Origin of the sequence: Sphingomonas parva (ex Maeng et al. 2020) (genome assembly GCF_004564275.1) — a bacterium.
Lineage (GTDB): Bacteria > Pseudomonadota > Alphaproteobacteria > Sphingomonadales > Sphingomonadaceae > Allosphingosinicella > Allosphingosinicella parva.
In genome coordinates this window covers 1-1,372 of the sequence record NZ_SPDV01000082.1, presented here as the reverse complement: position 1 = coordinate 1,372, position 1,372 = coordinate 1, and the positions used below count along the sequence as shown (strand labels likewise).

The window sequence follows — 1,372 nt, the reverse complement described above, 5'->3', positions numbered from 1 at the left end:
CAGGCGGCAAGCAGCGGCTGGGCAGCATCTCGAAGATGGGAGAGCGCACCATCCGCCGATTGCTCATTATCGGCGGCAGCTCAATGGTCCGGAGAGCATGTCGCCACGGTGCGCCAGCAGGCTCGTGGCTGGAGCGAATGCTTGCGCGCAAACCACGCATGCTCGTCACGGTCGCGCTCGCCAACAAGATGGCGCGCATGGCCTGGGCGCTGCTGACGAAAAAGGAGGACTACAGAGCTCCGGCGGCAGTCGCGGCGTAAAGTCGCGGCGGCAGCCAGAGGCGTCGGGGACGTAGGCGGATCGAAGGAGGGTATGGCACAACGGTCGATGAGACGGGGCTGGAAGAACCAGTGAAAGTCAGAGCGCCACCCAAGCGCGCAAAGCTGAAATGGATCCGGTCCGCGAACTCCCATACTGGCCCGCAGCTATGGCGCTGCTCATCGAGGCCGGACAGATGACAGCAACCGACTACGTGCCAACGTTACCCCGATTTACCGCTTGCATCCGAAGGGGCGTCCACAGATGACCTTCGGCCGTCCGAGCCCGGTTGGTCGTGATCCGACCCATTGCGGAAATTGGCGATCCGGCCCAATCCTTACGCAGATGTTCCGAATTGCAACTCCGGTTCTCTGTGCGCTCACCCTGTCTGGCTGCTCATACTCGTATGACGTGCGAGCCAAATTCTCAGATGGACGCTTGGCGTTCGAAGCCAATCCGCAGTGGGGTGCCGACTGCGTCCGTCGCGTTGAGGTCCGGTCGGAAGAGGACAGTGCCGAGACGATGTGGGAGCAGTCAATCTCCTACGAAGATGACTGCGAGAACAAATTCCCCATTCCCTACGGTGTGCCGCTTCGCGGCCGTCCGCACGTTTACGGCAGCGGCGGCATTCCCGATGCCATGATTGGGAGTCCAGCACCTGCGGTCGCCGCTAGGAGGCTTCGGGTCGGAGAAACCTACACCGTCTCAACAACGACGGGAGCTACTGGCTATGGCTGCGGGCGCTTTCGGATAGAGGCCGACCGCCAGGTCGAGAACTTGGGCTGCTCCTAAGTCCGCCTTCCACCCTCTCCAGCCGATCGTCTCGCGCTGGTGTCGACGACGGGTGTACGGAAGGAAAGCTGATGGGGTGGACGCCCCCCGACGGCATCGATGTGCCAAAGTGGAGGTGTTGAAACACCACTGAGGGAGGCGTCCGTGTCGGAAGTTACCACAATCGGTCTGGATATCGCCAAGAGTGTTTTTCATGCGCATGGCGCAGATGCGCGCGGTACGCTGGTGTTCAGCCGCAAGCTCACGCGCGGCAAGCTGCTCGACTTCTTCGCGGGGCAGCCGCGATGCATTGTAGCGCTGGAGGCGTGCGGCGGTGCGCATC

The 1,372-nt window shown here is 62.2% G+C and carries 2 pseudogenes; both read left to right on the top strand.

Annotated elements, in window-relative coordinates:
* Window positions 1-260, top strand: a pseudogene (locus E2493_RS20240) (IS110 family transposase); the annotation flags it as partial.
* A 934-nt stretch (window positions 261-1,194) separates the two neighbouring features.
* Window positions 1,195-1,372 (top strand): annotated as a pseudogene (locus E2493_RS22300) (IS110 family transposase); the annotation flags it as partial.